Raw genomic sequence first — 19,298 nt, 5'->3', positions numbered from 1 at the left:
TTCTCGACTCGTACCTGGCCGGGGTCGTCCGACCCGTTTCCGGTCGGAACGGTTTCGTCCGATTTGCTTCGGTCCGATTCGCGTTCGTTCCCACACGCAACGGTTCTCGACCGCAACTTTCCGCCCTCAGACGCGTTTCGCGCCGTCGTTCCGACAGCGATCGATCGCTCGACCGAGAGCTATAAACCGGATATATCAGGTGGCGGTACTAAACTTTATAAACCTTAAATACGTCTTTTTAAGCGACTTATGACGGACCCGAAGGACACCATAAACATCGAAAACGTGGTGGCGTCGACCGGTATCGGACAGGAACTCGATCTCCAGAGCGTCGCGATGGACCTCGAGGGGGCGGACTACGATCCCGAGCAGTTCCCGGGACTCGTCTATCGAACACAGAATCCGAAATCCGCAGCGCTGATTTTCCGCTCCGGAAAAATCGTCTGTACCGGTGCCAAGAGCACCGACGACGTACACGAGAGCCTGCGGATCGTCTTCGATAAGCTCCGTGAACTCCAGATCCAGGTCAACGAGGATCCGGAGATCGTCGTCCAAAACATCGTCACCAGCGCCGACCTCGGTCGCAACCTCAACCTGAACGCGATCGCGATCGGTCTCGAGAACATCGAGTACGAACCGGAGCAGTTCCCCGGCCTCGTCTATCGCCTCGACGAACCCGAAGTCGTCGCCCTGCTCTTTGGCTCCGGGAAACTCGTCATTACCGGCGGGAAGAAACCCAAAGACGCCGAACACGCCGTCGACAAGATCGTTTCGCGTCTCGAGGATCTCGGTCTGCTCGAGTAGTTCTCGCCGTTTTTGCCGCCAGTGGGCCACCGTCATGCCGACGGTGGCATATACCCTCTCGTTAGAACCGTTTCACTCCCGCAACGGTGACTCCAGGAACCTCGATACGTGGGCCACGTCGGACGCCGTGCGGGATAGATGTTGATCGACCCGAATCTGGAAAGTCGCTAGACAGCGCCGACTTGATCCGTCAGAACCAGGGAGTTGAAGCGGGAAATCGCGGATGCTCTATGTCCAAAATTCTCGCTTCACTGGGAATCATGACACGCAGATCGGCTGGCAACTCGCCCGCCGCTACTGATTACGATAACGTTTGAAAGCCAAGGACCTTCTCACACCACTTCTTTGTGAAGCTACTTCATTGCGTTATTTTCTCGAACGTTTCCTGAACGAGGGTTTCGAATTCGTTTTCGTTCTCAACGACGATCGGCGACAAATCGGTACAAGAATCCCTACCTGAAGAGCGCGCAACGGACTGAGCGCTCTTCAGGTATCTCGAAAACCTCGATAGTCTGATCAGGGAGTACATAAATACCAAGAGAAATATCTAGAGTGGAATCATCTTCAATTATTACTGGTTCTCGAGGCTCATCGCTTGTTTGCCAATCGTATGTTATAGCTTGATCTGACGGACCAGATACGTTTATGGTATAGTCATTACCGCCATCAATAACCCCCAGCTCTGTCTTGCCGGTCTCCGATTTCAATTCGTATTCTTCGGAAAAAACGACTGATTCCGAACTATTCACACCTGATTTATCACTCGAAATCGAAATTTCGACGCGGCAATCACTTGGGGAGAAGTTGATAATTGTGAGCCCACGTATCAAAAACGAGGGTTCCATCCATTCATCGAACTCTTGCGATCCATGATTGACCACTGCTTGAGTTATGTCTCTGTTAGATACCAATAAGGTGTATGGACCTACAGGACCATGACTTGAATAGCCGCCCCTAAATAGTCCGTTATCGACCGTTTCAGACACATAACAACTTACCATAACAACATCTCCTGCAGATGTCTTCGCTTCAAACGCTCCAGAGCAAGTATAAGACAATTCTTCATAAGATCCATCCCTTTCTCTTTTTTCATCGAGGCGTTGATTATAGCCAATCACCTCTCTATACTGTGCTGCATACGCGGCGATAGCTGATTCTGTCGACTCAACGGGCCTATCAGGCAACTCTCGTGGAGTGAGATCGTTGTTTGTTTTCATACCCACACATCCAGACAACAGTGATGAAAACCCAGTTCCAGTAAGTACGAGGGCAGTGCGTCGATTCATATATAATTCAAAAGTATGGTATTTTATATGTTTTCCCATATTTGATAATTAAAAATAATTAAATCCAGTACAGAATTTATTGTTGTTATAACTCGGCGCGGCCTCCTTCGGCTAACCAACGCAGTTTGAAATTACCGTCTCGGTAACCAAGCAACCATTTGGTAGCGCCGTGGATGTGCGAAGCTGGATGAATTCCGTGACAATCGTCTTGGCGCGTGTCGGCCATAACATCAAACGTGTCGTTGATTGTTCAAATTCACTGCCGTCTGGCGATTCACCACGGCCATCGATCCCTGTTTTCCTATCGCACTCTCGCGCCTAGCAGCCGCCTTCGTCGCACTTATGTCGGATCGCGATACGCTTCCTGTCCACCCCTTCCCCACCCGTCGGTTCGTCTCGATCGTCCCACGTAATCCCGTGTTTCCTTCAGTTTTGGCCGATTCTCGATCGTTCACTCGGTGATAATCCGTTGATACTGACCGAAACTGAGGCTGAGAGACGAAACGAGCGACTCCGTTTATTCAGGTTGCCGACGGTGAGTCTCACCGACCCATGACGATCCACTCCCGTGGAACGCAGTCCCGATCGACGCGGCCGACTCCCGCCGAAACCGATTCGGTTCGCCTCCGATCGATCTCGCGCGAGGAGATCGAACGTGTCCTCGATAGCGACCGGCGACGCGAGGCCGTCAAGTGCGTTCTCGACGCCGATGGACCGGTCGCCGTACGGACACTGGTGGGAACGGTTGCCGACGTCGAAAACGACGCGACCCTCGTGACGACCCTGCACGACCTTCGCCAGCGCGTTCACGTCTCGCTCTGTCGGACCCACTTGCCGTTGCTCGAATCACACGGGATCGTCACCTACGATCGAGATCGGGGCATCGTCGAGCAGGGTGCGAACCTCCTCGAGTTCGAGTCACTGTTCGAGCGTGAGCGATCCGACTGACGCCCCCTTCTAAAGAAAACAGCGAGAGTTCCACGGGTCACCCGACCCGTGGTCGTTTACTACAATAGTCACGGCTCGACCACACTGTTCTCCGATTGTTCGGCGGCCGTGGCGGCCGAATCCGGCTACTCGACCAGCCGTTCGATCTCGGTCACGAGAATATCACTCGCCCCGGCTTGCTTGACGTCGGTGATCGTCTCGAAGACGCTACGTTCGTCGACGACGGCGTGGACGGCGACTTTCTCCCCGCCGCCGTTTGCGATATCCATGATCGTCGGACCGCCAAGGCCCGGGATGACCTCCCTGACGTCGTCGAGTTGTTCCTCGGGGACGTTCATCATCAGGTAGCGCTTGCCCTCGGCCTGTTTGACCGACGAAAGTGCGGTCCGGACCTCCTCGACTTTCGGCTCGTCACGGACGTCTTCGCGGGCGAACAGGCGAACCGAACTCGCGAGCACCTCGTCGACGATCGCCAGCCGGTTCATTTTCAGCGTCGTTCCAGTGCTGGTGATGTCGACGATCGCGTCGGCCATCTCGACGTGGGGGGTCAGCTCGGTCGCACCCGACACCTCGACGATATCGGGGTCGACGCCGGCGTCGTCGAAGAAATCGCGCGTGATGTTCGGGAACTCGGTGGCGACGGTTTTGCCCGCTAGATCCTCGACGCTGTCGATGTCGCCGTCTTCCGGTGCCGCGAGGACGAGACGACAGCGACCGAACTCGAGGTCCAGCAGTTCGGAGACGGTGTCGACGCGGGCCTCCCGAACCTGATCGTAGCCGGTGATGCCCATGTCGGCGGCCCCGTCGTCGACGTACTCAGGGATGTCCGCCGCGCGGGCGAACAGCACCGAGACGTCGGGATCGACGGTGTCGGCGTACAGTTTCCGATCGGCACCGTTCTCGAGGTGGAGTCCCGCCCGTTCGAGGAGGTCGATCGTCGGCTCGTGCAGGCGGCCCTTGTTGGGAACGGCGATTCGCATTACCGGCCGTTCGCGGCCGGGCGGGATTTGTCTTTCCATCCCAATTTCCGTCCCATCGGGTCTTCAGTCTCCGACAGGGTCGATTCGTCGTCGGGGGGCTTCCGCTCTCGCTGATCGTGGCCGGCACGCGCCGAATTCGCTCCGACGCGATCGCGGTCGTTCTCGCCGCCACTCTCGAGACTCGCGGTCGTTCTCGCCGTCACCCTCGAAATTCGCCCTCACTCATGGGACTGGGACTCCTCGTACGGTTGGACGATGACGAAGCCTTCGGTCCCCGAAAAGTCGAGCTGGTAGCGCTCGTCGGAGGACTGTCCGATCATGTTTCCGAGGTTCATGTCTCGGCTGGCGCTTGGCGAGAGCGAGCCACTCCAGGCGACGGTCGCGTCGGGGTCGGTCTTGACGGGCGGCGTCAGGACGAGCGGGTCGCCGTGAGTCGTGATCGCGATGCTTCCGGGGCCTTCGAGGAAGACGTTCGTGAGGCCGCTGGTCGAGGCGGCCGAAATGCTGCTGACCGCACCGATACTGTAGTCGACCGTCGATTCGAAGGCAAGAATATCGTTTCCGTTGACCGAGATCTTCTCGCCCCCGTCGAGGTGGAGCAGCTGGATTTTCTTTCCCTGATCCGCGACGTAGACGTGTCCCGTCCCTTCAGCCTCCATCACCGGCATTCCTTCGCTCGTCATCTTCTCTTTCAGGAACCCAGAGATTCCGCCTTCGGCGGAACTCTTGCCGGTGAACGAAACGCTCCCGGTGTAGGCGATCATCGATCCAGCCTTCATCATCGCCGTCCCGTCCAGATCGATATCGAGGAGCTTGTCGTTTTCCAGTTCGAACCGCTCCGTTCCCTCCTCTGGCGCGTTCGTCTCCGCGAATTCGTCGAGATTCATCGTGTTGTTCCGGACAGTCATTCTCAGGCATCGTTCTAAGCTGTGCTGGTGAACGGTGTCCGGAACTCGACCAGACCGTACACTGGATCGGGATCGCGAGCCCGGTATCGACGACGGACTTCGAACGTTCGATCGCCGCTGGGCTTTAGTTTCGAAAGTATAGAACGCAGATATTCCCGGTCGCGAAGTCACAATCCGCTTGAAGGTGTAGCCCCTCTGTTCAGACATGACGATCAGACGGGCGCACCTCGAGATTACGGGGATGTCGTGTTCGACGTGTTCGGGGACCGTCGAGGACGCCGTCTCGGAACTCGACGGCGTCGAGTCCGTGAGTGCGAACTACGCGACGGACGAGGGTACCGTCGCGTACGACCCCGAAGCGCTCTCGCTGGCCGAGATTTACGCGGCGATCGAGTCGGCCGGCTACGAGGCCGCCGCGGAGACGGAGACGCTGACCGTGATGGGCATGTCGTGTTCGACCTGTTCGGAGACGGTGGGCGAGGCCGTCAGGGCGCTCCCCGGCGTGATCCGGGCGGACGTGAACGTCGCTTCGGACGAGGCCCGCGTCGAGTACAACCCGGCCGACACCTCGATCGAGGAGATCGTCCGCGCGATCGAAGAGGCCGGCTACGAACCCGTCCGGGACGAGGTCGAGGAGGCGCAGGGTGCGAGCCAGCGCGAACGCGCCGTCGAAAAAGAGCTGCGTCGACAGCGCCGGCTGGTGATCGGGGGCGGCCTCCTGACGCTGCCGTTCGTGCCGGTCATGCTCGCGATGTTCGGGTTAGTGACCCTGCCCGATCTGGGGACGATCGATCTCGGATTCGAGACGGTCGCCGTCCTCGGGTTGACAGAGTTCGTCCTCGCGACGATCCTCATGGCCACGCTCGGCAAGGAGTTCCTCGTCGGCGCCTACCGCGCGTTCTCGCACAACCGGCGGGCCAATATGGATACGCTGGTCGCGATGGGCTCTTCGGCGGGCTACGTCTACAGTACGGCCCTGCTGTTCGGGCTTATCTCTGGGGCTGGGCTCTACTTCGAGGCCGTCGCCTTTATCCTCTGGTTCATCACGCTCGGCAACTGGCTCGAGGTACGATCGAAGGCCCGCGCGGGCAGCGCCCTGCGCGAACTGCTCCAGATGGAGGCCGACGAAGCGACCGTGATCGACGACGGCGAGGAGCGACGGGTCCCCCTCAAAGAGGTCGAACCGGGCGACGTGATGAAAGTCCGGCCGGGTGAGCGAATTCCGACGGACGGCGTCGTCGTCGACGGTCAGAGCGCGGTCGACGAATCGATGCTCACCGGCGAGTCCGTGCCGGTCGAAAAAGACGAGGGCGACGAGGTCGTCGGCTCGACGATCAACGAGAACGGCGTGCTCCTCGTCGAGGCGACCCAGGTCGGCTCCGAGACGGCGATCCAGCAGATCGTCGAGCGAGTCAAGGAAGCCCAGTCGCGCCAGCCCGAGATCCAGCGGCTGGTCGATCGAGTCAGCGCCTACTTCGTCCCCGCGGTCATCGTCAATGCGACGGTCTGGGCGCTGCTCTGGCTTGCGTTCCCCGAACAGTTGGCTGCGTTCGTCGACTGGCTCCCGCTGTGGGGTCCGGTTCAGGGCGGCCCTGAAGTCGCCGCCGTCGGCGGCGCTGGCGTTCCAGTCTTCGAGTTCTCGGTGATCGTCCTCGCCTCCTCGCTGCTGATCGCCTGCCCCTGCGCGCTCGGGCTGGCGACGCCGGCCGCGACGATGGTCGGCTCGACGCTCGCGGCGACCAACGGCGTGCTGTTCAAAGGCGGCGACGTGCTCGAACAGGTTCGGGGCATCGATACGATCGTCTTCGACAAGACGGGGACGCTGACCCACGGCGAGATGGTGTTGACGGACGTCGAACTGGTTGGCGATCGGGCGGTTGCCGACGGCGGGGACTCCAACGCCGCTCCGGACGGCGGCGTGCTCGCCGGCCGCGCGGAATCACTCGAATCGTTCGTCCTCGGTGCGGCCGCGGCCGCCGAATCCGGCTCCGAACACCCGATCGCGCGGGCGATCGTCGACGGAGCCGAAGAGCGTGGCATCGAGGTCGGCGGAGTAGGCGAGTTCGAGAACGTCCCTGGCCACGGCATCCGCGCCGAAACCGATCGTGGTAGCGTCCTGATCGGCCGCCGAAAACTGCTCGAGGACGCGGAAATCGACACTGCACCCGCCGAGGAGGTCCTGACGCGACTCGAACGCGACGGAAAGACGGCGATGCCGATCGCTGTTGATGGTGCGCTGGTCGGTGTGATTGCCGTTGCCGATGAAGTCCGCGAGAGCGCCAAAGAAACCGTCGCGGCCCTGCGCGATCGCGGCACCGAGGTCGTGATGCTCACCGGCGACAACGAGCGCACCGCGCGAGCGGTCGCAAAACGGGTCGGAATCGACCCCGAAAACGTCCGGGCGGAGGTGCTGCCGGAGGACAAGGCCGACCACGTGGAGGCGCTACAGGAAGGCGGCGCACGCGTCATGATGGTTGGCGACGGCGTCAACGACGCGCCCGCGCTCACGACCGCACAGGTTGGCGTGGCGATCGGCTCGGGGACCGACGTCGCGATCGAGTCCGCCGACGTGACCCTGATGCGCAACGATCCGGCGGACGTGTTGAAAGCGATCCGAATCTCGGAGGCGACCATCGCGAAGGTACGCCAGAATCTCTTCTGGGCGTTCGCGTACAACGCGACGCTGCTCCCGATCGCCTCACTCGGGCTGTTGAATCCCGCCCTGGCGGGGCTGGCGATGGCGACCTCGAGCGTCAGCGTGATGACGAACAGTCTGGCGTTCGCGAACTACGACCCCCACGAAGAGTACCGGCTCGCAGTGTTGCGGCCGTTCGACCGATTCCGACGCTAACTCCGTTTCGACTCGCGGTCTCTTATCCGGCCTGATCCGGGAAGAATTGTTCCGCGATCGGAATCGTCAGATACGCCTCGACGAACGCGGCGAGCACGAGCAGGAGCCAGCCAAAGCCCACGATCGCGGCGGTTCGGACGAGATAGGGCTTCGTAAACAGCGCGTCACGCGTGCCGGCGATTCGCTGACCGGCACGGTGAAGCAGTCGAAATCCGACGCCTGCGGCGATAAACAGCGCGGGAAGTTCGAAGATCCCGTGCGGGACGAGCAACGCGAGTACGAGTCCATACCCCGTTTCGGGGGCGAGTGCGAGCACCAGATTTCCGATGAGGAGGCCGTTGAACAGCATGACGACTGCGGTTACGAGTCCGAGCGTTACCGCGCCGACGATCGCGGCCAGGAACGGGGGCGTGTTGTTGGTGATAAAGAACGTCGCCGAGAGTTCGACCCCGCCCATGAGCTCCTCGTCGTCGAACTCCTCGAGCAGCAACTCGATGATCAGCTCCGACAGGTCGACGCCGGCAGCGATCGGGGCCGCGATCCGGTCCGCGGTCGGTGTTCGTTCCCCGGCCCGGTTCCGGATCGGTCGCCGTCGGCGCCGCGATCGGGATCGAGTCGTCCTCGCCCGCCTCCGCCGCCTCGGCCGTCGACCGATCGTCGCGGGACTCCGGTGTCTCCGCTCGCGTCTCGGATCCGGACTCCGGCTCCGGCGGCTCCCGGGCACCGCTTCCGTCGCGTTCGCGATCGTTCATAGCCGGTCATTCGTGGAAAATAGGGATAAGTCCGCCGACCGGCGGCTCGGGGTCAACGACGACTTTCAGTGTGAGTCGCGGCGATCCTCGGTAGCTTGCTCGAACCAACCTGCCTTCGGGACTCTTAATCGATACTATAAGGAATTTCGGCGAGAAGGCTTCGTCAATGGCCACACTGGCACTCACCGGCGGACGGGTCCTGCTTCCGGACGCGACGGTGACGCGAGCGGACGTGTTGATCGACAAGGACGCGGGCGTTATCCGGGAACTCGACGGCGAGCTGGCGAGCGAGGCCGACGAGACGCTCGACGCGTCGAACTCGCTCGTAACGCCCGGCTTCGTCAACGGCCACTGTCACGTCGCGATGAGCTTGCTCCGGGGCTATGCGGACGACAAATCGCTCGACGCCTGGCTGCAAGAGGACATCTGGCCCGTCGAGGCCGAACTGACGGCCGACTCCGTCCGGGCGGGGACCGAACTCGGCGTCCTCGAGATGATCAAATCCGGGACCACCGCCTTCGCGGATATGTACTTTTTCGTGCCGACGATCGCGGACGTGGTCGACGAGGCAGGGCTGCGCGCCCGCCTCGGCCACGGCGTGATCTCCGTCGCCAAAGAGGAGGAGGCAGCCCGCGAGGACGCCCGCGAGGGCCTCGCGGTCGCAGAGGAGGTAGACGGGATGGCCGACGGCAGGATTTCCTCGGCGTTTATGCCCCACTCGCTGACGACCGTCGACGAGCAGTACTTAGACGAGTTCATTCCGGAAGCCCGCGACATCGGCGTCCCGATTCACTACCACGCCAACGAGACGCGGGACGAGGTGGCACCGATCGTCGACGAGCGTGGCGTTCGCCCCCTCGCGTACGCCGCCGAAAAGGGGATGCTCGAACCCGAGGATTTCCTCGCCCACGGCGTCCACGTCGACGAGAGCGAGATCGGGTTGCTCGCGGAGGCCGGCACGAGCGTGATCCACTGTCCGGCCTCGAACATGAAACTCGCAAGCGGGATGGCTCCCGTCCAGCGGATGCTCGACGCCGGCGTCTCCGTCGGTCTTGGCACCGACGGCGCGGCCTCGAACAACGACCTCTCGATGCTCGACGAGGCTCGCGATGCGGCCATGCTCGGTAAACTCGCCGCCGAGGACGCGAGCGCGGTGCCCGCCGAGGCCGTCGTCGACATGCTTACCGCCGGGACCGCCGACGCGATCGGTCTCGATGCCGGTCGCCTCGTCGAGGGTGCACCCGCCGACCTCGCCGTGATCGACCTCGAGACGCCTCACCTGACTCCGGCCCACGATCTCGTGAGTCACCTCGCGTACGCGGCCGCGGCCGCCGACGTTCGACACACGATCTGTGACGGGCAGGTGCTCATGCGCGATCGTGAGGTGCGCACCCTCGATGAAGCCGCGGTTCGCGAGCGGGCCGCCGAGGAGGCCGAGGCGCTGGTGACCCGCGCCGAGTCCTGACCGACGGGACCGATCGCGATCGCAGGCGGATGAACGAACGCTGAACGTTCAGCGCAGAGAATAAACGGTATAACTGTCTCTCGATCCGTTACGATCGATCGGAAACTCCCCGAACTGCCGGGTGGGTTTATTCACGAAAACTTGAATGTCCCGAGTGCAATGAACAGACTCACCGCAGCGACACTCGCGGTCGTCGTGGCACTCTCGCTGTTCGCGGTGCCGGGCATGGCCGCAGCGAATGCATCCGCCGACGATCCGATCGCGTCGATTGCGCAGGAAGACATCGACGAGGAGGAGACCGACGACGGTAACGAAACCGATGACGGTGTTGACGATACGGACGGTGACGATATCGACGACGGCAACGAGACCGACGATACGGACGGTGACGATATCGACGACGGCAACGAGACCGACGACGGCAACGAGACCGCCGGCAACGAAACCGATGACGGCAACGAAACTGCGGACAACGAAACCGAGGCCGCAACGAACTTCGGGGAGCTCGTCTCGCAGTTCGTCGAAGAGAACAAGAACGAGACCGATGGACCGTTCGGTCTCGCGGTCGCGAGTTTCGTCGTCGAGAACAACCCGGGTAATGCGCCGGCTCACGCTGGCCCGCCGACCCACGCCGGACCGCCGACCGACGGCGATCGAGGACCGCCGGCCCACGCCGGCTCCTCCGACGACGGAAACGAGTCTGACGACGACGGCGGTCCGCCCGAACACGCTGGCGGGCCGTCGAACGCGGACGATGACGCGGACGATGACGGCGACGACGGCGGTCCGCCGGCCCACGCCGGACCGGACTGACGATCGCGTCGCTCCCGACCGACGCGTCGGGGACTGATGCGTAGCCGACCGACAGCGGACGGCCGGGAACACACCACCATCACTCATACGGATTAGTGTCATCGATTACCGCCGATCGGCCAAGACGGTTCGCCGTTCGGCGGTACCGACGGACACTACTCCGTATCAGGTCAGAGGCACTCCCTATTCGAATCCGTGTCCCGTCGCCGCCGTCGGACCAGTACTGGGCCGGGTGCGACCAGCGTATCGCAGGCGAACCAATTGGTTTTCCAATGACGGATCGGTCTCGATCGATCGCCGTCGAGTAGGCAGCCGCGGCTGGACCGCGATCGATCGGGCCGGCGGCTGGCACCGCTTCGGTAGCGTTTTGCCTCCCCTCCCAGTTACTTCAGCTATGAGCAACTACGCGCCGATCAGCGAGCAACTCGATGATCTCGACGCCGCGCGGGAGGAGGGGCGACGAAAGATGGACTGGGCGACCCAGCACATGCCAATCCTCGAGGAGGTTCGCGAGGAGTTCGTCGCGAACCAGCCCTTCGAGGGCGAACGGATCGGGATGGCGATGCACGTCGAGGCGAAGACGGCGATCCTCGTCGAGACGCTCGCGGAGGGTGGTGCGGAGGTCGCAGTCACCGGCTGTAACCCGCTGTCGACCCACGACGACGTCTCGGCCGCACTCGACGCTCACGACTCGATTACGAGCTACGCGAAACGCGGTGTCGACGATCAGGAGTACTACGACGCGATCGAGGCCGTTATCGGCCACGAGCCGACCGTCACGGTCGACGACGGGATGGACCTCGTCGCGGCGATCCACGAGGACTACCCCGAACTGATCGACGGGATCGTCGGGGGGTGCGAGGAGACGACCACCGGAGTACACCGCCTGCGCGCGATGGACGCCGACGGTGCCCTCGAGTATCCTGTCTTCGCGGTCAACGACACGCCGATGAAGCGGCTGTTCGACAACGTCCACGGCACCGGCGAGTCCTCGCTCGCGTCGATCGCCATGACCACGAACCTCTCGTGGGCCGGCAAAAACGTCGTCGTCGCCGGCTTCGGCTACTGCGGAAAAGGCGTCGCCCGAAAGGCGTCGGGCCAGAACGCGAACGTGATCGTCACCGAAGTCGAACCGCGCCGCGCGCTCGAGGCCCACATGGAAGGCTACGACGTGATGCCGATGGCCGAGGCCGCCGAAATTGGCGACGTGTTCCTGACGACGACCGGCAACCGCGATATCGTCGTCGAGGAGCACTTCGAGAAGATGAGCGACGGCGTCTTGCTCGCCAACGCGGGTCACTTCGACATCGAGATCGATCTCGACGCGCTCGACGACCTCGCGGTCGATCGCTACGAGGCCCGCGATGGCGTCGAAGCCTACGAGATGGCCGACGGCCGTCGGCTGAACGTGGTCGCTGAGGGCCGGCTCGTCAATCTCGCCGCCCCAATCTCCCTGGGTCACCCCGTCGAAGTCATGGACCAGAGCTTCGGCATTCAGGCCGTCTGCGTCCGCGAAATGCTCGAAAACGCCGAGGCGTACGATGCGGGCGTCCACGACGTGCCAGACGAGTTAGACAAAGAGATCGCCGAAATTAAACTCGCCGCGGAGGGCGTCGCGTTCGATTCGCTGACCGACACCCAGCGCGAGTACATGGACTCCTGGGATCACGGGACGTAGACGCGTCCGACATTATCTCTCAGTCGTCATTCGTAGTTGTGGCCGTCCACGGAGACGGTTCCGTCTCCCCGGACAGTAACTGTGTGCTCTCGATACTCGAACTGGACGGATAGCGTCTCCTCGCCCGTCCACAGCCGATCGAGCGCGTTCGGATCGATCACGTCGTACAGCGGCGGATGCAAATCGAGGGCGTCAGTGTTCCTGGCCTCGGCGATCGCTTCGACGACTCGGACGCTGATCCGCTCGGACTGCTGTTCGCTGGTGGCGCTGCTCATTGACGACAGCACACCCCCGAGAGCTATCCGCGTGTTCCGTATCTGTATAGCGATCTTCCCCTGAGAAGGTATGTGTATAGTGTCCCGCTGGGACCGCATCAGGTCGGACTCCGCCGAGTGGTGGGGCCTTCGGGCGCGGTTTTCCGGCGCGATAGCCGTCCGGGAGAGGAACGCACAAGGAGTCGGTTCTCATACTACCCCGCATGGAGACTCCCCCACAGCAACGGACGGACGGACCGCTCCGGTCGACGCTCGTTGCGACTGGATTGGCCCTCCTCGGTATCATCGCCTCCCAGTTTACGACTCTTCCGGCGCTGCTCGTCGACCCGGCGCTGCTCGAATCGCCCGCGAATGCCTCGATCGAAGGCCGTACCGTCTTTTTGATCCTGAACTTTCTCGGCTTCGTCCTCGCGGGGGCGGTCTATCTCGCCGTGACCGATCGCGGCTGGTCCTACGTCGACCTTCGAATACCGACGGCTCGGGGATGGCTCTACGTCCTCGGAGGTATCGTCGGGAGCATCGCGTTTTATTTTGCAGTGAGCATCCTCGTTCAGGCGCTCTCGTTGCCGGCGGCCGACAGTCAGGTTCTCGAGTTCGTCGACGGCGACCAGACGATGATCCTGATCATGATCCTCATCGTCTTCTTTTTCAACGCGCCGGCCGAGGAGTTCCTCTTCCGGAACATCGTCCAGAAGCGGCTGTACGACGCGTTCACGCGGCTCCAGGCGGTCGGCGTCGCGAGCCTCATTTTCGCGCTGGTCCACTTCCCGGTGTATATCGTCCTCGCTGATTCGCCCGTCGCAGTCTTCGTCTCCCTGTCGATCATCTTCGGCGGCTCCGTCGTCTTCGGCTACCTATACGCGAAAACCGACAATCTCGTCGTCCCGACTGCGGCCCACGCGGCGTTCAACGCCTTCCAGTTCGGCCTGCTGTATCTCGCCATCGAGTTCGACATCGAGGCGGGCGAAACGGCACCGTCGCTGCTCGCGTCGGCCGCGGCCGTCGTCCCGCTGTAACCGGTTCCGGTCTTTTATTATCCGCCGCCGGTGAGAGTCAGCCATGTCCCAGGCCAAGGGCGATCGCCGGGAGCGGGAACTCGTCAACGCGCTCGACGAGGCCGGCTTCGCGGTGATGCGTGCGCCCGCAAGCGGCTCCGCGACGGAACGCGAACTCCCCGACGTCCTCGCCGGCGACGGCGACACCTTCTACGCGATCGAGGCCAAATCGAGCGCCGGCGACCCCATCTACCTCTCCGGGGAGGAGGTCGAAGCGCTCACCTACTTCGCTCGCAACTTCGGGGCGAAACCCCGCGTCGGCGTCCGCTTCGATCGCGAGGACTGGTACTTCTTCCATCCCGCCGATCTCTACGTGACCGACGGCGGCAACTACCGCGTCAAAAAGGAGACCGCGATCGCTGACGGCACCGACTTCCCGGAGTTCGTCGGCGAGAGTGAGAAGGTCACGCTTGCGGAGGTCGACGCGATCGAGTCCGGGCCGGACGAGGACATCGTTCGCGTCCTGAACGCGGTCAAACAGGGTGTGATGGAAGTTGAAGAAGCCGCCGGACTGCTCGAGTAACCGACTCGAAAATCGACTTCCTCGGATATATATCCCTACTGTCACGAATATTCTCGAACTAAATTCGGCATTTCGAGGCAGTAATAACGCACTTCTCCAACTATTTCGGGTTCTTCGACCTGATCTCGATCACTATATATCTCTCCTAGTAACAAACAAGGTTGCTGTGTTCTTGTGATTTGATAATTGTATGTCGATCTATCCGGACGCTGCATTACCGACGCCGTACAACTCGCTTCACGTCGGGATCGCGTTGTACGATCCGGCTTCAGGTATCGTTCTGGATGCGAACGAGTACCTCCAGTCGCTGTTTGGATACGCACTCCAGGACCTCCGGGCGATGGCCGTCGATGAATACAGCGCGAACACGTACTCGTTTTCCGGTGAGGAGATCGTTCACCGGCTACGGGCGGCTGCTACTGGAGAGTCACAGCAGTTCAAGTGGCGGATCAAACGGTCTGACGGGGAACTCATCTGGGTCCGATTTCACCTGTCGCGACTCTCGCTGAACGGATCGGCGTTCGTTCTGGCCGAGGTCCACGACATTACCGACCACTACAATGCGAGTCGTCGAATGCAACTCTTCTCGCGACTCCTTCGGCACAACCTGCGCAACGAAGTAAACGTTATCGCGGGATTCGCGCGCCAGATCGAATCCATCGCCGAGACGGAGCACGCCTCCCAGATCGCGGCGATGACTCACGAAACGGCGATGAATCTCGGTGACCTCACCGACTCGGTCAAAATGATCGAACGAGCCACGACTCCGACGGAAGCAGGCTATTCCACACAGAACGCGGCCGACGCCGTGCGACGCGTCACCGCCGAGTTCGAAACGGAGTATCCAACTGCGACGATTTCGGTGACACAACGAGACCGGATGTGGATTCACGTCGATCGTGCGTTCGGCCACGCACTCGGCCACGCGATCGAAAACGCGATCGTTCACAACGACACACAGGAGCCGACCGTCGATATCGCGGTCGGTTCGTCGCCAAATACCGGTCGCGTCGAAATTCGAATCGAAGATAACGGCCCGCCGATCCCCGCCGAGGAGATCGATGCACTCGACGAGTTCACGAAAACGACCGACACCGCGCACGGCTCTGGCGTCGGACTCTTCGTAATGAAGTGGTGTATCGAGTCCCTGGGTGGCGAGATCGCGTTTGAGACTCGAGAACCGCGTGGAAATGCCGTTTACTGTTATCTTCCACCGAAGAACCCCACGAACGCTGAACCGTAGCATCTCTCCGTCGTCGGCAGGAGACAGGCGAGGACGGACATCGACTTTTCCTGTGCGTTCGGCCGTCTCTCCGTCCGTTCGATCCGGTCACAACCTCCAAACGTCTCCGAAACCGATTGTTTCCCCGCGAAACCTGCCGAACCCTCTTTGCCGTCCGGCCCAACTCGAACCCGATGAGTTCCCACGGTCGCCCACCCGGTCCCCGCGGCGTCCCGATCGCCGGCTCGCTGCCCCAGTATGCCGAGGACCCGTTTCGCTTCGCGACGGATCTGCGCGACAGCTACGGCGAGGTCGCGGCCTTCGATCTCGGCCCGTACCGAACGCACCTGCTCACCACGCCGGAGGCGATCGAGCGCGTCCTCGTCACCGAGGAGGCGGCCTTTTCGAAACCGGACTTTCAGGCCGACGCGATCGGTGACCTGCTCGGTGAGGGACTGTTGCTGAGCGACGGGGCGACCTGGCGCGAGCGCCGCGAAATCGCCGGCCCGGCCTTTGCTCCCGATCGAATCACGAACCTCGCGCCGCTGATGGCCGAGCGATCCGCCGCGATGGTCGATCGATGGAGCGACGGCGACGAGCGCGATCTGGAGTGGGAGATGACGCGAACGACCCTCGAGATCATCGTCGAGGCGATGTTCGGGATCGACCTCGATCCCGGCCGTGCTCGCCAAATTCGCCGCCTGCTGGAGCCGATCGGCCGGCGCTTCGAACCCGATCCGCGACGGCTGCTCGTCCCGGACTGGGTGCCGACGCCCGAATCGCGGGCGTTCGATCGCTCGATCGCAGAACTCGAGCGGATCGTCGACCTGTTCGTCGATCGGCGTCGGCGGCGCGGAATCGGCCCGGACGATCGCGACCTGCTCGCGCTCCTGTTGCAAGCCAGAGACGTCGGCGCGATCGACGACGAGGGGATTCGGGACGAACTACTGACGATGTTGCTCGCGGGCCACGACACGACGGCGCTGGCGCTCACGTACACGTGGGCCTCGCTGTCCGCCCATCCCGAGGTCGAGCGCCGCGTTCACGAGGAGGTCGACGGGCTGTTCGCGGACGTCGACGACCCGACCGCCCTGACCGCCACCGATGTCCGACAGCTCACGACGCTCCGGAACGTCCTTCGCGAGGCGATGCGACTCTACCCGCCGGTGTACGCGCTCTTTCGACAGGTCGATCGACCGACCGAGATCGGCGGCTACCGACTCCCCCGCGACTCGCTGGTCTTGCTCTCCCAGTGGGCGACCCACCGCGACCCGCAGTACTTCGAGCGGCCCGAGCGTTTCGATCCCGATCGGTGGCTCCAGCCGAGCCATCCGACCTACGCCTACTTCCCGTTCGGTGCCGGGCCGCGAAGCTGTATCGGAAAGGGCTTTACGATGCTCGAGGCTCCGATTATCGCGGCGGTCGTCGCTCGAGAGTTTCGCCTGTGTCGCATCGACGACGGACCGATCGAACTCCGCGGCTCGCTGACCGCACATCCGGACGGTGGAATGCCGATGACCCTCGAGCGTCGATCGTGATCCGCCCGTTTCGGTTCGCGACTCGATCGCCTCGTGGCAGCTATTGGCCCTAACAGAGTAGGCTCAACGGATATACTCTCCGGTGGTATTCCCCACGGTATATTATGGACAACTCGGCCGGTACCTCACGGGAGATTGCGGTTTGTACGGACTGTGAGTCAGTATTCGCGGCCCGAGTCTGGTCAGACGGGCGCATTCGTCCGATCGGCTCGCCGGCGAGTTGTCCCTGTGGCGGAACCGATTTTCGGCGGGTCAGCTGAAACCGGTCGGTAGCGAGCGCCTCGTCCGTGAGAACTGGCCGTGGCTCCGTCGATCAGTCGTCCGCCGCGATCGTCTCCGACAGCGTCTCGGGATCGACCGGCGCGTGGCGGACGATCGGTTCGAACGCGTCGAGGGCGAATCGATCGCCGCTCGTGATCCCCCGCGCCTCGGTCGTTTCGAGTTCGTTCGCGACGAACCGCCGTGCGACCAGTGCCAACCGTCCGTTCTCGTCGTCGAGTTGGGCCTGGGCCTGTTCGAGCAGCAGGGCTCCAGTAAACACGTCGAAGACGTAGTGAGCGAGTCGCTTTGCCGAAAGCTGTGCGTACTCGCCGTCCTCGGCGGCGAGGGTGGCGAGGGCGGCCGCGAGGTCGTGATACTCGGATTCGACGGTCTCCGCGGCCGTCGTGAGTTCTGGGTGTGTGACCATCTCGAGGCGGTTTTCGATCGTCTCGAACAGCGGTTCGTGGGCGTCTTCGCGCTCGAGCGCTCGCAGCACATCGAGCGAGAGGATGTTCTCGGTGCCCTCCCAGATCGGGAGCACCTGCGCATCCCGAAACAGCCGGTTGGTGACGAAGTCGTTCACGTAGCCGTTGCCGCCGTGGATCTCCATCCCGTAGGAGGCGGTGTCGACTGCCATCCGTGCCGTTCGAGCCTTGGCGATCGGAATCAGGAGCCGCATCAGCCGGTACTCCTCGTCGGCGGACTCGCCCGCTCGCCGCGCTCGCTCGCGTTCGGAAAGGAGCCGCGCGGCCTCGAAGACGTACGCCAGCGCGGCCTCGTGGGCAACGGTCATGTCGACGAGGTCCACCCGCATCAGAGGGTACTGATCGATCCTCTCGCCGAACGCCTCCCGGTTGGCGGCGTAGATCTTGCTCTCGAGCAGTACGCGGCCCATAATTCCACAGGAGGCCGCGGCATTCGAGAGCCGTTCGAGGTTGAGCATCTCGACCATCTGCTTGAACCCGTTTTCTTCCTCGCCGACGAGATGGGCCTTCGCTCCCCGAAATTCGACCTCGCCCGTGGGGACGGCGATCGTGCCGAGTTTGTCCTTCAGCCGGCGGTACAACTGACCGTTTGCTTCCTCGGGAGAAAGTGGTCCCGCCTCGATTCGATCGCCCTTCGTCAGCGGACTCCCCTCGAGATCGCTGTGCGGAACGAGAAACATCGAGAGGCCGGCGGTTCCCTCCGGCGCGTCCTCGGTTCGGGCGAGCGCGAGAGTCCCTTCGGCGTCGATGTTCGAGCAGAACCACTTCTCGCCGGTGAGCCGCCAGCACTCCGCCTCGTCGTCGTACTCGGCTACGGTCTCGTTCGCGCCGACGTCGCTGCCGCCTTGCTTTTCGGTGAGGAACATCGCCCCCTCGATCGCGTCCTCGTAGTTCCGCGCCGTCAGCCCGTCGTAGTACTCGGCCAGCGAGCCGTCGTCGAATTTCTCCAGGACGAGCGCCGCGCCCGCGGTCATCGCTACCGGGCAGTCGAAGCCGGGGTCGGCGTAACACAGCAGGTACTGCATCGCGAGGTTGTGCGACAGCGGCATCGGGTCGTCGCGACTCGGCGGGGCCTCGAAGGCGTCCGCCACGATCCCCATCTCGTATGCTAGCCGTTCGTTCTCGAACTGCGCCGCCGGATATCGGACGTAATTCTGTACCTCGCCGTGTTTGTCGTAGGGTTCGAGTTCCGGCCCGTGGTCGTCGATGTCGTCGGCGTTGTCCGCGATCGTGTGGCCGACGACGTGGCCGAACTCGTCGAGACGAGGTTCGGCCCACTCGAACTCCTCGTCGGTGTAGATGCGCGCCAGTTCACGTTCGAGAGCGCGATCGAGTTCCCAGTAGTTGACGTGACGGCCCTCATCGAATTGGCCGTACTCGATCTTCGAGGACATATGATGATACGGTAGCACGAACTCCAATAAAACGGTGGTTGTAACCACGTGACAAACCCG

15 protein-coding genes and 1 pseudogene are annotated in these 19,298 nt (G+C 62.3%); 10 read left to right on the top strand and 6 right to left on the bottom strand.

Features of this window, described 5'->3' with window-relative positions; genetic code table 11:
• Positions 1-249 precede the first annotated feature (249 nt).
• A complete protein-coding gene (locus AC6I6L_RS06710) occupies positions 250-804 on the top strand; it encodes a TATA-box-binding protein (RefSeq protein WP_497916965.1) in 555 nt (184 codons plus the stop codon).
• Positions 805-1,256: 452 nt separating this feature from the next.
• Here AC6I6L_RS06710 and AC6I6L_RS06705 read toward each other — a convergent pair whose 3' ends face one another.
• Positions 1,257-2,021, bottom strand: a complete 765-nt coding sequence (locus tag AC6I6L_RS06705; protein WP_497916964.1) for a hypothetical protein — start codon at positions 2,019-2,021, stop codon at positions 1,257-1,259.
• 621 nt (positions 2,022-2,642) lie between these two features.
• On the opposite strand from AC6I6L_RS06705, the gene AC6I6L_RS06700 reads away from it, so the two are divergent.
• Complete coding sequence (locus AC6I6L_RS06700; RefSeq protein WP_497916963.1) at positions 2,643-3,038, top strand: DUF7344 domain-containing protein; 396 nt, start codon at positions 2,643-2,645, stop codon at positions 3,036-3,038.
• Between the two features lie 125 nt (positions 3,039-3,163).
• On the opposite strand, the gene hisG is transcribed toward AC6I6L_RS06700, so the two are convergent.
• Together hisG and AC6I6L_RS06690 are read right to left on the bottom strand one after the other, a co-directional pair.
• The gene (gene hisG / locus AC6I6L_RS06695) at positions 3,164-4,018 is read right to left on the bottom strand and encodes an ATP phosphoribosyltransferase (protein ID WP_497916962.1); all 855 of its coding nucleotides are present in this window, start codon (positions 4,016-4,018) and stop codon (positions 3,164-3,166) included.
• A 218-nt stretch (positions 4,019-4,236) separates the two neighbouring features.
• Positions 4,237-4,905, bottom strand: a complete 669-nt coding sequence (locus AC6I6L_RS06690; RefSeq protein ID WP_497916961.1) for an AIM24 family protein — start codon at positions 4,903-4,905, stop codon at positions 4,237-4,239.
• Positions 4,906-5,131: 226 nt separating this feature from the next.
• On the opposite strand from AC6I6L_RS06690, the gene AC6I6L_RS06685 reads away from it, so the two are divergent.
• Entirely contained in the window at positions 5,132-7,777 is a 2,646-nt protein-coding gene (locus AC6I6L_RS06685; protein WP_497916960.1) for a heavy metal translocating P-type ATPase, read from the top strand.
• A 22-nt stretch (positions 7,778-7,799) separates the two neighbouring features.
• Here AC6I6L_RS06685 and AC6I6L_RS06680 read toward each other — a convergent pair.
• A pseudogene (locus tag AC6I6L_RS06680) lies at positions 7,800-8,303 on the bottom strand (stage II sporulation protein M); the annotation flags it as partial.
• 392 nt (positions 8,304-8,695) lie between these two features.
• On the opposite strand from AC6I6L_RS06680, the gene AC6I6L_RS06675 reads away from it, so the two are divergent.
• The 3 genes from AC6I6L_RS06675 (at position 8,696) to AC6I6L_RS06665 (ending at position 12,485) form a co-directional block, all read left to right on the top strand.
• Positions 8,696-9,994, top strand: a complete 1,299-nt coding sequence (locus tag AC6I6L_RS06675) for an amidohydrolase (RefSeq protein ID WP_497916959.1) — start codon at positions 8,696-8,698, stop codon at positions 9,992-9,994.
• A gap of 159 nt (positions 9,995-10,153) precedes the next feature.
• A complete protein-coding gene (locus tag AC6I6L_RS06670; RefSeq protein ID WP_497916958.1) occupies positions 10,154-10,807 on the top strand; it encodes a hypothetical protein in 654 nt (217 codons plus the stop codon).
• A 394-nt stretch (positions 10,808-11,201) separates the two neighbouring features.
• Entirely contained in the window at positions 11,202-12,485 is a 1,284-nt protein-coding gene (locus AC6I6L_RS06665) for an adenosylhomocysteinase (protein ID WP_497916957.1), read from the top strand.
• A gap of 26 nt (positions 12,486-12,511) precedes the next feature.
• Here the strand turns inward: AC6I6L_RS06665 and AC6I6L_RS06660 are convergent, their stop codons facing one another.
• Positions 12,512-12,760 (bottom strand): HalOD1 output domain-containing protein, encoded by a 249-nt coding sequence (locus tag AC6I6L_RS06660; RefSeq protein WP_497916956.1) that lies wholly within the window; start codon positions 12,758-12,760, stop codon positions 12,512-12,514.
• A gap of 203 nt (positions 12,761-12,963) precedes the next feature.
• Here AC6I6L_RS06660 and AC6I6L_RS06655 point away from each other — a divergent pair, with 203 nt between their 5' ends.
• The 4 genes from AC6I6L_RS06655 to AC6I6L_RS06640 all read left to right on the top strand — a co-directional run bounded on the left by AC6I6L_RS06655 (position 12,964) and on the right by AC6I6L_RS06640 (position 17,098).
• Positions 12,964-13,776: a CPBP family intramembrane glutamic endopeptidase gene (locus AC6I6L_RS06655; protein ID WP_497916955.1), complete on the top strand. Its 813-nt coding sequence runs from the start codon at positions 12,964-12,966 to the stop codon at positions 13,774-13,776.
• A gap of 43 nt (positions 13,777-13,819) precedes the next feature.
• Positions 13,820-14,338: a Holliday junction resolvase Hjc gene (hjc, locus tag AC6I6L_RS06650; protein ID WP_497916954.1), complete on the top strand. Its 519-nt coding sequence runs from the start codon at positions 13,820-13,822 to the stop codon at positions 14,336-14,338.
• Positions 14,339-14,528: 190 nt separating this feature from the next.
• Complete coding sequence (locus AC6I6L_RS06645) at positions 14,529-15,581, top strand: sensor histidine kinase (protein ID WP_497916953.1); 1,053 nt, start codon at positions 14,529-14,531, stop codon at positions 15,579-15,581.
• 173 nt (positions 15,582-15,754) lie between these two features.
• The gene (locus tag AC6I6L_RS06640; protein WP_497916952.1) at positions 15,755-17,098 is read left to right on the top strand and encodes a cytochrome P450; all 1,344 of its coding nucleotides are present in this window, start codon (positions 15,755-15,757) and stop codon (positions 17,096-17,098) included.
• A 313-nt stretch (positions 17,099-17,411) separates the two neighbouring features.
• On the opposite strand, the gene AC6I6L_RS06635 is transcribed toward AC6I6L_RS06640, so the two are convergent.
• Positions 17,412-19,238 carry an acyl-CoA dehydrogenase family protein gene (locus AC6I6L_RS06635; RefSeq protein ID WP_497916951.1) on the bottom strand — a complete coding sequence of 609 codons (1,827 nt, stop codon included), beginning with the start codon at positions 19,236-19,238 and terminating at the stop codon, positions 17,412-17,414.
• Between the last annotated feature and the right edge of the window lie 60 nt (positions 19,239-19,298).

Source organism: Halosolutus sp. DAT137 (assembly GCF_059736405.1).
Note: the sequence above shows the minus strand (reverse complement) of the source record. Positions and strands in the feature narration are given on the sequence as shown.